The sequence below is a fragment of the Flavobacterium erigeronis genome (genome assembly GCF_054075165.1).
Map to the genome: position 1 here is coordinate 191,622 of NZ_JBSKGP010000010.1, position 14,678 is coordinate 206,299.

At 39.4% G+C, this 14,678-nt stretch carries 5 protein-coding genes; all 5 read left to right on the forward strand.

Annotation, left to right across the window (positions count from 1 at the left end; translation table 11 throughout):
* Positions 1-1,434 carry a SusD/RagB family nutrient-binding outer membrane lipoprotein gene (locus ACWA1F_RS19515; RefSeq protein ID WP_456896136.1) on the forward strand — a complete coding sequence of 478 codons (1,434 nt, stop codon included), beginning with the start codon at positions 1-3 and terminating at the stop codon, positions 1,432-1,434.
* Positions 1,435-1,442: 8 nt separating this feature from the next.
* Positions 1,443-3,017, forward strand: a complete 1,575-nt coding sequence (locus ACWA1F_RS19520) for a calcineurin-like phosphoesterase C-terminal domain-containing protein (protein WP_456896138.1) — start codon at positions 1,443-1,445, stop codon at positions 3,015-3,017.
* 8 nt (positions 3,018-3,025) lie between these two features.
* On the forward strand, positions 3,026-3,931 hold the full coding sequence (locus ACWA1F_RS19525) for a glycerophosphodiester phosphodiesterase family protein (protein ID WP_456896140.1): 906 nt from the start codon (positions 3,026-3,028) through the stop codon (positions 3,929-3,931).
* A gap of 340 nt (positions 3,932-4,271) precedes the next feature.
* Complete coding sequence (locus tag ACWA1F_RS19530) at positions 4,272-5,879, forward strand: helix-turn-helix domain-containing protein (protein ID WP_456896142.1); 1,608 nt, start codon at positions 4,272-4,274, stop codon at positions 5,877-5,879.
* Between the two features lie 331 nt (positions 5,880-6,210).
* Positions 6,211-14,658 carry a DUF7507 domain-containing protein gene (locus tag ACWA1F_RS19535; RefSeq protein ID WP_456896144.1) on the forward strand — a complete coding sequence of 2,816 codons (8,448 nt, stop codon included), beginning with the start codon at positions 6,211-6,213 and terminating at the stop codon, positions 14,656-14,658.
* Positions 14,659-14,678: the final 20 nt, after the last annotated feature.

Sequence of the window (14,678 nt, forward strand, 5' to 3'; positions counted from 1 at the left end):
ATGAAAAAGATAAAAATCACAGCAATAATTCTACTTCTTACAGGACTGACAATTTCTTGTTCAAATGGTTTTGAAGAACTTAATGAGAATCCGAATCTGATTACCGAAATAAGTCCGGGAACTTTATTGAACCCAATTATTTACGGAATTGCTTCGCAGAATGCCACACAGAGTGTTGACGTGACCTTCAATTTAATGCAGGTTTCGCTTCCTTATCCAAGTATCACAGGCGGACTCCACCGTTATGATGTAAGCAATAATATCGGAAACTCGGCTTGGAACAATTATTACAAATGGCTTTCGAATATTAGAGAAATGCGCATGGCTTCTGTAAAAGCGGGAGACGGCAATTACGAAGCGATTGCTTTAACATTAAATGCATTGGTTTACGCCAATCTTACCGATCTTTTTGGTCCAGTGCCAATGACCGAAGCAGTACGCGGAGAAGACGCTATTTTATATCCGAAGTACGATACGCAGGAGTTTATTTATGAAACTATTTTAGCCGATTTAGAAAAAGCCAATACGCTTTATGATACTAGTAAAGCGATGATTTATAGTGAAGATATTTTGTTTCAAAACAATGTTCTGAAATGGAAAAAATTTACCAACTCTCTTAAAATGAGATTGCTGTTAAGAGTTTCCAACCGAACAGAAACGGGTGCTTTTACAAAACTGGCTTATATGGCAGATCATCCAGAAATTTACCCGGTTTTTACCAATACAGCTGAAGGAGCAATTCTGAAAGTAACGGGAGTTTCTCCAAATGTTTCTCCTTGGGGAAGGCCGCAAGATTTTAACTTGAGCATTAAAATGGCTTCTTTTTTTCTGGATAATTTGAATACGCTTGAAGACCCAAGAAGAGCTATAATTGCAACAGGGGCGACAGCTTTGGTAACCAATGCTCCAATTGGATTTAAAGGAATTGACAGCGGTTATGCAGGTTCAGATTCGCAGTTTAAATACAATGCCTCAACACTTTTGAATGTTCAGGCTCAAAACCCAATGCAGATTTTTATTCTGACGTATGCTGAGGTTGAATTTATTAAAGCAGAATTAGCACAACGCGGACTTATTGCAGACGCACAAGGACATTACGAAAAAGGGGTTAAATCGGCAATCGAACATGTAAAAGCGGTTGTTCCAGCAACTTATTTTAATAAACCAGAAGCACAGTACAATGGAACATTAGAAAGAATCATGTTGCAAAAGTATTATGCATTGTATTTTACAGATTACCAGCAATGGTTTGAATACCGCCGAACAGGATTTCCTGTACTGCCAAAAACGACAGCGATGCTAAATGATGGAATTATGCCATCTAGATTTACGTATCCAGATAATCAGCAGATAAAAAATAACGAAAACTATTTGGAAGCTGTTGAAATGGTAGGAGGCGACAATATCAATACTAAAGTTTGGTGGGACAAATAAATTTTAAAATGAAAAAGACATTTATATATAGTGCAGTATTGTTTTGCGGTGTTCTGACAGCGCAGACAACTGTAAAAGGAATCGTTTTTGAAGATGTAAATCAAAACGGTAAAAAAGAGAAAAAAGAAAAAGGAATTGCGAATGTTGCCGTTACTAACGGGCGTGAAGTGGTTTTGACCGACAAAAAAGGAAACTACGAACTGCCGTTAGCCAATGATGTTATTATTGCCGTAATTAAACCTTCGGGATATAAAATTCAGGTAAATAAAGATAATATACCTCAGTTTTTCTATAATTATAAACCAGCGGGTTCTCCAAAAGGTAAATTTGAAGGCGTTGCACCAACAGGAAAACTTCCAGAATCTGTTGATTTTGGATTAGCTCCTCAAAAAGAAACCAACGATTTTACGGCACTTATTTTTGGTGATCCACAACCGTACAATCTAGAAGAAGTTGACTTTTTTGCCAGAGGAATTGTGGCTGAAGTAGAAGGCATCAAAAATGTCCCATTCGGATTAAGTATGGGAGATTTGGTTGGAAACGATCTTAGTTTGTTCAATCCGTATATTCAGGCCGTAAAAAAAGTTGGAATTCCGTGGTACAATCTTTTAGGAAACCACGATTTAAATTTTGATGCCAAAGCCGATAATTTAGCCGATGAAACTTACGAGGCTCATTTTGGTCCTGCGAATTATGCTTTCAATTACGGAAAAGTGCATTTTATTGTTCTAGACGATGTTTTATATCCTGACCCAAGAGACCACGAAGGCTATTGGGGCGGTTTTACAGATGAGCAAATGCAGTTTATAGCAAATGATTTGAAATTAGTTCCGAAAGACAATTTAATCGTACTGGCTTTCCACATTCCGATAAGCGAGCCAGATCCTAAAGATGATTCTTTTAGAGATGAAGACCGCCAGAAATTATTTGAATTGCTGAAAGATTTCCCGAATACACTTTCGCTTTCGGCGCATACACACATGCAGAGACAGGATTTCTTAGGCAAAAAAGAAGGATGGTTGCAAGAAACGCCGCATCACCATTACAATATTGGAACCACTTCTGGTGACTGGTATTCAGGAAAACTGGATGAGAAAGGAATTCCAATTTCGGTTATGAGAGACGGAACGCCAAAAGGGTATGCTTTCATTCATTTTAATGGAAATAAATATACTGTAGATTACAAAGTAGCAGGAAAACCAGAGAATTATCAGATGAAAGTTTTTGCTCCAAAAGTCGTTGCAAAAGCAAAACGTACGAAATCGGGTGTATTTGCTAATTTCTTTATGGGAAGCAAAAAAGACAAAGTGCAGTATAGAGTAGACCAAGGCGAATGGAAAGAAATGGAATATGTTGAGGTACAAGATCCATCGTATGTAGAATTGGTTTACGAATGGGAATTGTCTGAAGTGCTGATGCCAGGAAAACGTTCTTCAGATCCTGAAAAAAGCACGCATGTTTGGAGAGGAAATATTCCTTCTGATCTTGCGATTGGCGAACATGCTATCGAAATTAAAGCAACAGATATGTTTGGCAAAACGCATACTGCCAATACGACTTACAGAATTGATAAAGTAAAATAATCGATTAAATGATGTTTAAAATCAAAAATATCAGCTGCGTTTTGGTAGCGGTTTTAGCGGTCTATTCTTGCGGAGATCAAAAAGCTGTTCCTTCAAAAAAAATAATTGAAGTGCAAGGCCATCGCGGCGATCGTGGCAATTTTCCAGAGAATTCTATTCCAGCTTTTATTAGCGCTGTAAAAAAAGGTGCCGATGTTATAGAATTAGACGTTGTGATTTCTAAAGACCAAAAAGTTGTCGTTTCACACGAACCTTTTATGTCTTCGCAATACATGTCGGATTCGCAAGGAAAACCAATTTCGAAAGAAAAAGAAAAGAGCTTTAACCTTTATGAAATGACGTACGACAGCATTAGAAAATTTGACAGCGGTTCCAGAGGAAATTCAAATTTTCCGCAGCAGCAAAAGCAAAAAACATACAAGCCATTGCTGTCTGAAGTTATTGATGCTGTTGAGGAATACATTTCCGAAAACAAGCTAAAACCAGTACGATACAATATCGAAATCAAATCTGAAAAATCAGAATATGGCAAAAGTCAGCCACAGCCAGAAGTTTTTATAGAAATGGTCATGAAAATCATTCAAGAAAAAGGAATTGAACAAAAGATCAATATTCAATCTTTTGATCCTGAAGTATTAAATGTCATGCATAAAAGATTTCCTAAAACAAAAGTGGCTTATTTGGTTGGAAAAGGAAGTTTATCAAAAAATCTTTTGTTGCTTAATTTCAGACCAGAAATTTACAGTCCGAATTATAAATTGTTAAATAAAACAGCAATTGATTCTATTCGATTGCTGAAAATGAAAATAATTCCTTGGACTGTCAATGATGAGGCAGATATCGACAATATGATACAGCTTCAAGTTGACGGAATCATAACAGATTATCCAGAAAGAGTTTTGAGAAAAAGATAAAATTTTTTTCAAGTTTGTGTTTTTTTTTAATTGGCCTTCAATTTATTGAAGGCCTTTTTTACTTTAGATTAAAATAAGAAAACACACAAAAAGTTATAAATATGCCTGTTAGCTATTTTTTTTGTTTCTTTCTTACACTTTAACAAAATTTCTTTTTAGGAACCTTACCTTTGTAAAAATCATTTTTTGAGTCAAGAGTTTGAAAATAAGATTCTTAATTGCGACGAATCTATAGTTTCTATTCTGCTGACTTTTAATCTTCTAAATAAATTTAAGCCCGAATGAAGTAAGGAAGCAAAATGTCCTTACAATTTTATCCGCAAGTAACACCCCTCCCAAAATGAATACCAGAATTACCACCTGTGCCCATATAAGAAAGGCACTAAAAAGCTATAGTTTACTACTATGCATCATTTTTACTGCTACAACAGTATTTGCACAAAAAAAATCATCTTTTGATAGTGTTATGTACTACACCGCTGTTGACTTAGCCAGTAAAGACATCAAAAAAGCATTACAGACAGCAGACTCTCTCTATGAGCATTCAGTAGAACCGATTCATAAAGTGAAATCTCTTATGCTAATAGCTGATTTGCAAAAGAATACAGGAGATCTTGAAAAATCGATTGACCATGCCGTTACAGCCGAAAATATTGCAGAAATCAATAAGCTCTACGAATGGCAAGTTAGAATAGCAGGTTTTTTATCAGCACAATATCGTACACTCGGCTTAAAAGAGCAAAGTGTTTTGTCTTTAAAAAAGGTATTGAAAATTATTCCTAAAATTGATAATCCCAAAATTTCAAATCAGTTGCAGGCAATTACCAATCAACAAATTGCCAAATATGCAATTGAAGATGAAGATTTTAATCAAGCCATTTCTTATTTGAAAATAACCAAAATCTATCTTGATAAAACAAGAAATTCGAAAGTAAAGTTTTTTCATTATGCCACAAACGAATACATGTTTGGTCAAGCTTATTTGGGACTAAAGGATTATTCAAAATCCCTTTACTATTATAATTCTTCTTTATCCTTACTTTTTAAGAATGATATAGCAAAAGAAGGTACTATTTTGAGCGGTTTTGTATATAGCGATATAGGAGAAATATATTTTGCGCTCAACGACTTAAAAAATGCGTCATTTTACTATAATAAAGCCCTTTTAGTAGCAGAGCAGTCCGATTTTCTAGAATTAAAAGAAGAAGTGTATTATAATCTGGCCGTTTATTATGACAGCAAACAAGACGTGAAAAACTACGCCCGTTTTAGCAAGCTTTATGAAAAAACGCAGCTTAGATTAATGGATTCTCACAAAGAGGGAGTAAACAGTATTGTAAACAGATTACAAAATAAAGAAGCAAAATTATCTCAAATGCAGGGCATAATTATAGCTTCGAGTGTTGTTATTGCAATACTTCTAATTACAGGAATAGTACTTATTATTAGAAGAAGAAAATCTGATATCAGGAAGTTCGAAGAAATTATTAGCAAGATTGAAAGCAGTTCTTTTAAACCAGAATACAAAGAAGAAAAATCAGTTGCCGAAGAAGTCGAAAAAAAGGTGTTAATGACCGAAGAAACGGAACAATTGATACTGAAGAAACTAAAGAAATTTGAAGAAAAAGACGGTTACATCAATAGAAATATTAGCCTTTCGAGTTTGTCAGCAAAATTTGAAATCAATAGCAAATACCTTTCTTATGTAATTAATAAGCACAAAGGAAAAGATTTTAATAATTACATTAACGCGCTTAGAATTTATTATATCATAAGAAAAATGGAAAGCGATCCAGTATATCTTAGTTATAAAATTAGCTATTTGGCAGAAGAATGCGGCTTCTCTTCTCACAGTAAGTTTACCGCAATTTTTAAAGCCGAAATGGGAATTTCTCCTTCCGTTTTTATGCAGTACGCAGCCGAAAAAAATAATAAGATGAAGGCCTAAATATCTCTCCAATCTCTTCCAAAAGTCCTGTTTTTTAGCAGGACTTTTTTTGCTTTAATGCGTATTTCACCTCATTGTTACTACATCACGAGGTACTTATTACGGATATATTTTTAGGTTTTTTGAGAAGTAATAAAATGATCTTATTTGTTCTGATAATGAGTTTTTTATAAATGTTTTTATGCTGTTCACTTTCACGATAGTGTACAGCAATTGGGTTTAGTTGGGATATTTATCAGGGTATTTTTGACAGATTTTTCGTGGAGCGAGAATGCGCTATTTTATAGTGAATCTGTCTCTTTTTCTCAATACTAATTTATACCCAAAAAACGTGAAGAAACTTTACTTATTGTTTACTGTCTTGTTCTTCCTGGTTTCAGGAAATCTACTAGCTCAGGAAATTTGTAATAATGGAATTGACGATGACGGCGATGGTTATGTAGACCAATATGACCCTGATTGTAATGCTGGACCGGCACCGACGTGTTTTGCTCCGGCACCGGCACCAAATTTCCAGATCAAGCTGGCTCTGCAAGGACCAGCGAATACATTAGATACGTCTGTGTCTCCTTCAATTGGTGACCTTGATGGCGACGGAATTCCAGAAATTATTGCGCCTCTTGGAAATAGTAATCTTGGTTATACAACTTACCGTGTAGTTGGAGGTGTTCTTCAAGATGCTGGAATTAATTTTCAATTACAAGTACAAGCACCTGTTTATGGATCTGTTGTACAGCCTGCTATTGCAGATCTTGATGGTGATGGAACTGCGGAAGTGGTTTGTGTAGAATATACTGGTTTTGTTTATGTTTTTAGCCATACTGGAGGTACTACTACAACATACGAGTTTAAATCTGATTTGCCAACGAATATTGTACAAGGGTCTCCAAGGATTGCCGATATCAATGAAGATGGAGTTCCTGAAATTATTATAGGGAATCAAGTTTTTGTATTGGATTTAGTAAACCATACTTTGAAAAGGTTGCCTGTCATGCATATCAACTATCCATTTGGTCGTGACGGAGTAAGTTGGGGAGCAGACCCAGTTGTAGTAGACATTTTGCCAAATAATCCAGGTAAAGAAATTGTAGCGGGAGGAATTGTTTACGGAGTTAATATGACGACAGGACCATTTGTTCTAAAAAGTTTAAATGCTATTAATAGCTCGATACCTTTAGCTGCAGATGGACCTACAGCAGTTGCAGATCTTGATTTGGATGGAGATTTAGATGTCGCCTTTTCCATAGGAACCCGTCTTTACGTTTGGGATCCAGTTGGAAATGCTTTTTTATTAAATGTTCCTTCATCTCCTGCTGTAAGAAGAAGTATACCGACTATTTCGTATGTCTATAATGATATTACAAATAACGGAATGGCTGTCGATTATCCTGAAATTCTTGTGGGATATGTTAATTCGATTAAAGCTTTTAATTTACAAATTCCAGGAAATTTAGTGTGGGATCTTCCAACAACAGACAGCTCTGGTGAAACAGGTATTTCGTCATTTGACTTTAATGGAGATGGAATTCAGGAATTAGTATATAACGATGAAACCCAAATTAGAATTATTAATGGAAACACTACAACTCCAGTTAATTTAGCGGTATTCAATTCGGGTACAGAAACTTGGATGGAGCATCCAGTAATTGCTGATGTAGATAATGATGGCCAGGCTGAAATGGTTGCTTTTACAGGAGCTGCTCGTGCAGGAAATAGTAAAGGACAGATAAATATTTTTAAATCAGACGGAGGAACCATATGGCAGCCTGCAAGAAAAATTTGGAACCAACGCGGCTATCATGTGATCAATATCAATGATGATTTAACGGTGCCAAAGCAGGAAACTAAAATGAATAATTTTATGCCTGCTGGTTCTACTGCGTATAAAGTTTTAAATCAATATAACGTACAGTTTAATCCAAACAACTTTTTGTTAGAGCCAGGAACTGTTGCGGCGGCAGATGTACAGCTAAACAGCTTGCAGAATTTTGATTTAACTACAGGTCAGTTGACGCTTAACATAAGTGTTCTTGGAAATTTAAGTTTGCCAGCAGGGACTCCAATTACGGTATATAACGGAAACCCGACAACTGGACCTGCGGCTGTAGTGGGAACTGGTTATACCAGTTCTATAATAGCATCTGGAACTACTCAAACGATGACGATTACAATTCCGACAGTTCAAAGTTATAGATTGTATGCCATTGTAAACGATAGCGGATCGATTCCGACACCATTTAACTTAACAACTGATTTTCCTTCAACGGGAATTGTTGAATGTAATTATTTGAACAATATCGCTTCTATAGTACCGCCAGTTTACGATACGGATGGCGATGGAAAAAATGATTTAATTGACGAAGATGCCGATAATGATGGTATTCTGAATGTGGATGAATCGCATGGATACGATATGTACGGAGATGAAGACGGAGATGGAATTCTAAATTTTCAAGATGTTAACAGAGGGCCGGGCCCAGGTGATGGTTCTTTAACAGATTACACAGATTCAAATGGCGACGGAATTGCCGATGTTTTCGATACTGATGGCGACGGAATTATCGACGCTTATGATTTAGATAGCGATAACGACGGATGTCCAGATTCTAATGAATTTTATGAAGATTCTAATGCAGATGGAGGAGACGGAGGTCAATTTGGAGTAGGTCCAGATCCAGTAGCAACTTTTGCGAATGGAAGAGTATCTAATCCTGCAGCAACATATTCGGGTGTTTTACCTCCCGTTTTTGCTGCTGTAACGATGACTGTAGCGACTCCAATGGCAGACCAAACAGCTACTATAGGAGATAATATTACATTTTCATCTGGAATAACAGCTGAAAAAGTTACCAATTTTTATACGACTCCTGTTACTAAAGCAGATGCGACAGCAGAGTTAACGTATCAATGGTATGTAAGTACAGATGGCGGAACATTGTTTAACAGTCTGCCAGCAGAGACAAATGCTACTTTGAATGTAAATAATGTACAGCTTACAAACGATCAATATATTTACAGAGTTGTTGCTTCTCATACAGGCAGCAGTATAGGATGTTCTGAAACAGTAGATGAGGTTCTTTTAAGAGTGCCGCAAGATGCAAGTCTAGCACTTGTTAAGACTGCTTCGGTAGGAACAGCTTTGTCAGCAGGTGACCAAATTACATATACTTTTACAGTAACCAATACTGGAAATGTACCTTTAAGCAATGTTGAAATTGACGATGCGAAGACAGGAAGCACAGCATTGGCAGTAAACCCGTCAACGATTGCACCTGGCGCATCAGGAAGCATAACGGCTACTTACACCATTACCCAAGCTGACTTAAATGCAGGAAGCGTGAGCAATACAGCAACAGCAACAGGAACAGCTCCTGATACGACTACAGTAACTGATACTTCGGGAACAGCTCAAAATAATGACACGCCAACAGAGACAACTCTTACGCAAAGTCCAGCTATTGCCGTTGTTAAAACAGCATCTGTAGGCGGAACGGGAGCGGTTGGCGACCAGATCACCTATACATTTAATGTTACCAATACAGGAAATGTAAATTTAAGCAATGTTGTAATTGACGATGCTAAGACAGGAAGCGTAGCATTGGCGGTGATCCCGTCAACACTTGCGCCTGGAGCGTCAGGAAGCATTACGGCTACTTATACCATTACTCAGGCAGATATTGATGCGGGAAGTGTAACCAATTCAGCGACAGCTACTGGAACAGCTCCTAATGCATCGACAGTGAGTGATACTTCGGGTACAGCTCAAAATAATAACACTCCGACAGAAACCTCACTTACTCAAAGTCCGGCTATTGCGCTTGTAAAAACAGCATCTATAGGAGGAACAGGAGCGGTAGGAGATGAAATTACTTATACTTTCAGCGTAACAAACATAGGAAATGTAAGTTTGACTGATATTATTATTGAGGATCCAATGATCGGTAATACAGGACTTACACTTAATTCGTCGTCTCTTGCACCAGGTGTGTCAGAAAGTGTTACGGCAACTTATACCATAACTCAAGCAGATCTTGATGCAGGAAGCGTAACCAACTCAGCGACTGCAACAGGAACGGCTCCAAATGCATCGACAGTAAGCGATACGTCAGGAACTGCAACAAATAATGATGATGACACGGTAACGAATCTTACCCAAAGTCCAGCGATTGCAGTTGTGAAAACAGCATCAGTAGGCGGAACGGGAGCAGTTGGAGACCAGATCACCTATACTTTTGATGTGACCAATACAGGAAACGTAACCCTAAGCAATGTTTTAATTGACGATGCAAAAACAGGAAGCGTGGCATTGGCGGTAAGCCCGTCAACAATTGCGCCTGGAGCAACGGGAACTATTACGTCCACATACACGATTACGCAGGCTGACCTGAATGCAGGAAGCGTAACCAATTCGGCAACTGCAACAGGAACGGCTCCAAATGCATTGACAGTAAGCGACACTTCGGGAACGGCATTGACGAATGACGATGATACGGTAACCAATCTTACGCAAAGTCCAGCCATTGCAGTTGTAAAAACAGCATCAGTTGGAGGAACGGGAGCGGTTGGCGATCAGATCACCTATACTTTTGATGTGACCAATACAGGAAACGTCACTTTAAGTAATGTTGTAATTGACGATGCTAAAACAGGAAGCGTAGCATTGGCGGTAAGCCCGTCAACGATTGCGCCTGGCGCATCAGGAAGCATAACGGCTACTTACACCATTACCCAAGCTGACTTAAATGCAGGAAGCGTGAGCAATACAGCAACAGCAACAGGAACAGCACCTGATATGACTACCGTAACTGATACTTCAGGAACAGCTCAAAATAACGACACGCCAACAGAGACAACTCTTACGCAAAGTCCAGCCATTGCAGTTGTGAAAACAGCATCAGTAGGCGGAACGGGAGCAGTTGGCGATCAGATCACCTATACTTTTGATGTGACCAATACAGGAAACGTCACCTTAAGCAATGTTGTAATTGACGATGCGAAAACAGGAAGCGTGGCATTGGCGGTAAGCCCGTCGACAATTGCACCTGGAGCATCAGGAACTATTACAGCAACTTACACGATTACCCAAGCTGACCTGAATACAGGAAGCGTAACCAACTCAGCGACTGCAACAGGAACAGCTCCAAATTCATCGACAGTAAGCGACACTTCTGGAACGGCATTGACTAATGATGATGACACGGTAACGAATCTTACCCAAAGCCCAGCCATTGCAGTTGTAAAAACAGCATCTGTAGGCGGAACGGGCGCAGTTGGCGACCAGATCACTTATACATTTGATGTGACCAATACAGGAAATGTCACCTTAAGCAATGTTGTAATTGACGATGCGAAAACAGGAAGCGCGGCATTGGAGGTAAGCCCGTCAACGATTGCGCCTGGAGCATCAGGAACTATCACAGCTACATACACAATTACGCAGGCTGACCTGAATACAGGAAGCGTAACCAATTCAGCGACTGCTACAGGAACGGCTCCAAATGCTTCGACAGTAAGCGATACGTCGGGAACTGCATTGGCTAATGATGACGACACGGTAACGAATCTTACGCAAAGCCCTTCAATCGCAGTTGTGAAAACAGCTTCAGTAGGCGGAACGGGAGCGGTTGGAGACCAGATCACCTATACTTTTGATGTGACCAATACAGGAAACGTCACTTTAAGCAATGTTGTAATTGACGATGCTAAAACAGGAAGCGTGGCATTGGCGGTAAGCCCGTCAACAATAGCGCCTGGAGCAACGGGAACTATCACGGCTACTTATACGATTACGCAGGCTGACCTGAATGCAGGAAGCGTAACCAACTCAGCGACTGCTACAGGAACGGCTCCAAATGCAGCAACGGTGAACGACACTTCGGGAACTGCGCTTAATAATGATGATTCGACAGTAACTAATCTTACGCAAAGTCCAGCGATAGCAGTTGTAAAAACAGCATCAGTAGGCGGAACGGGCGTGGTTGGAGATCAGATTACCTATACTTTTGATGTGACCAATACAGGAAATGTTACTTTAACCAACGTTATAATTGACGATGCGAAAACAGGAAGCGCTGCATTGGCGGTAAACCCGTCAACAATTGCGCCTGGAGCATCGGGAACAATTACGGCTACTTACACGATCACGCAGGCTGACTTAAATGCAGGAAGCGTAACCAATTCAGCGACTGCAACAGGAACAGCTCCAAATGCAGCAACGGTAAGCGACACTTCTGGAACTGCATTAACGAATGATGACGATACGGTAACTAATCTTACGCAAAGCCCAGCCATTGCAGTTGTAAAAACAGCAGCAGTAGGCGGAACGGGAGCAGTTGGAGATCAGATTACGTACACATTTGATGTGACCAATACAGGAAATGTCACTTTAAGCAATGTTGTAATTGACGATGCGAAAACAGGAAGTGCAGCATTGGCGGTAAGCCCTTCAACTATTGCGCCTGGAGGAACTGGAACTATTACGGCAACTTACACGATTACGCAGGCTGACTTAAACGCAGGAAGCGTAACCAATTCGGCAACTGCAAAAGGAACAGCTCCAAATGCAACGACTGTAAGCGACACTTCGGGAACTGCATTAACGAATGACGATGATACGGTAACGGCTCTTACCCAAAGCCCAGCGATTGCAGTTGTGAAAACGGCTTCAGTAGGCGGAACGGGCGCAGTTGGCGATCAGATTACCTATACTTTTGATGTGACCAATACAGGAAATGTTATGTTAACAAATGTTGTAATTGACGATGCTAAAACAGGAAGTGCAGCATTGGCGGTAAGCCCTTCAACTATTGCGCCTGGAGGAACTGGAACTATTACGGCAACTTACACGATTACGCAGGCTGACTTAAACGCAGGAAGCGTAACCAATTCGGCAACTGCAAAAGGAACAGCTCCAAATGCAACGACTGTAAGCGACACTTCGGGAACTGCATTAACGAATGACGATGATACGGTAACGGCTCTTACCCAAAGCCCAGCGATTGCAGTTGTGAAAACGGCTTCAGTAGGCGGAACGGGAGCGGTTGGAGACCAGATCACCTATACTTTTGATGTGACCAATACAGGAAACGTAACCTTAAGCAATGTTGTAATTGACGATGCGAAAACAGGAAGCGCAGCATTGGCGGTAAGCCCGTCAACCATTGCGCCTGGAGCATCAGGAACTATCACAGCTGCTTACACGATAACTCAGGCTGACCTGAATGCAGGAAGCGTAACCAATTCGGCTACTGCAACAGGAACAGCTCCGAATGCAGCAACGGTAAGCGACACTTCGGGAACTGCATTGACTAATGATGATGATACGGTAACCAATCTTACCCAAAGCCCAGCGATTGCAGTTGTGAAAACAGCTTCGGTAGGCGGAACGGGCGCAGTAGGAGATCAGATTACGTATACATTTGATGTGACCAATACAGGAAATGTTACGTTAACCAATGTTGTAATTGACGATGCGAAGACAGGAAGCGCAGCATTGGCGGTAAGTCCGTCAACTATTGCGCCTGGAGGAACTGGAACTATCACGGGTACTTACACGATTACGCAGGCTGACTTAAATGCAGGAAGTGTGATCAACTCAGCGACTGCAACAGGAACAGCTCCGAATAATACGCCAATAACGGATATTTCAGGAACGGCATTAAATAATGATACTCCAACTGTAAGTACACTTACACAAAGTCCAAGTATGAGACTGCTAAAAACAGGATTATACCAAGATGCGAACAGCAACGGAACTGTAGATGCTGGAGATCGTATTAATTATACTTTCAGAGTTGTAAATACAGGAAATGTTACGATCAAAGACATTGTGGTTACAGATCCAATGGTAACGGTTAATGGAGGGCCAATTGCATCATTGATTCCTTCAGCTGTTGACGAAACGACTTTCACAGCTAGTTATACTTTAACTCAAGCAGATATTGATCTTGGAGCGGTATATAATTTGGCTTTAGTTGCAGGAAAAGATCCGAACGGAAATACTATAGAGGCAGATTCTGAAGATCCATCTCCGCTAGGAACAAATGATCCATTTTATGAGCCAACTTGCCCTAGCTGTAGTGTGACTGTTTTACAGCAAAAATCTAGTATAGCTTTAATTAAAAATGCTGTTTTCAATGATGAAAACAACAATAATAATGCTGATGCTGGCGAAACCATAACGTACAGTTTTGTGGTAACCAATACCGGAAATGTAAGATTGACCAATATTACAATTGAAGATCCGCTTCCAGGAATTGTAATGACTGGAGGGCCGATAGCTTTAGCTCCGGGAGAAAGTGACAGCAATACTTTTAAAGGAATCTATACGATAAAACAAAGTGATATCAATGCAGAAAGTGTTTCTAATCAGGCATTAGTAACAGGGCAAACACCTTTAGGAGTTACAGTAAAAGATGCTTCTGATAATAGCGGTAACGAAGGCGATAATCCAACGGTGTTGTCATTGAGTGGCTGTAACATAAAAGTATTCAATGTATTGTCACCAAATGGAGATTCGCTAAACGATAATTTCTTCATTCAAGGAATAGAATGTTATCCAGATAACACAATGGAAATTTACAATCGTTGGGGAGTTTTAGTATTTGAGCGTAGTCAGTACAACAATCAGGATCGTGCCTTTACTGGAGTTTCTGAAGGGCGTACGACGATCAAAAAATCGGAAAGCTTGCCTGTTGGAACATACTTTTATGTTCTAAAATATAAGGATAGCGATTCAAATGTTCATCAGAAATCAGGATACCTATACCTTACGAAATAACAGTTAAAGCAAAATTTAAA

Coding starts and splice junctions, on each gene's coding strand:
- ACWA1F_RS19525 (WP_456896140.1), top strand. CDS start 3,026: ATGATGTTTAAAATCAAAAATATCAGCTGCGTTTTGGTAGCGGTTTTA.
- ACWA1F_RS19515 (WP_456896136.1), top strand. CDS start 1: ATGAAAAAGATAAAAATCACAGCAATAATTCTACTTCTTACAGGACTG.
- ACWA1F_RS19520 (WP_456896138.1), top strand. CDS start 1,443: ATGAAAAAGACATTTATATATAGTGCAGTATTGTTTTGCGGTGTTCTG.
- ACWA1F_RS19530 (WP_456896142.1), top strand. CDS start 4,272: ATGAATACCAGAATTACCACCTGTGCCCATATAAGAAAGGCACTAAAA.